At 41.4% G+C, this 415-nt stretch carries 1 pseudogene; it reads right to left on the bottom strand.

The features are described 5' to 3' along the window. Positions 1-415: pseudogene (locus HC176_RS16895) on the bottom strand (NADP-specific glutamate dehydrogenase); the annotation flags it as partial.

The following is a 415-nucleotide window of genomic DNA, read 5'->3' on the forward strand; positions in this document are numbered from 1 at the left end:
TGCCTTCAAAATATTTAGCATCAGGATATTGATCAAGATATTCTTTGATCCTTCCACGCTTCACATTTTTTATCTCCATGATATGATCCAATTTACCTGCGTCGATACCGCTTTCATCATAGATGTAACCCGAAGAGTCACTCATGGTTACTACTTTACCACCCAATTGTGTTGCCTTTTCAGCAGCATATTGCGCTACGTTTCCTGACCCTGAAACCACAACTGTCTTACCTTTGATGGTATCACCCTTGGTTTTAAGCATATTTTCGGTGAAATATACGTTCCCGTAACCTGTAGCTTCGGGACGAATAAGAGAACCGCCATAAGAAAGGCCTTTTCCGGTTAGGATTCCGGTAAATTCGTTCTGAAGTCTTTTGTACTGACCAAACATGAATCCGACTTCTCTTGCTCCAAC

This window comes from Tamlana crocina (genome assembly GCF_012037625.1).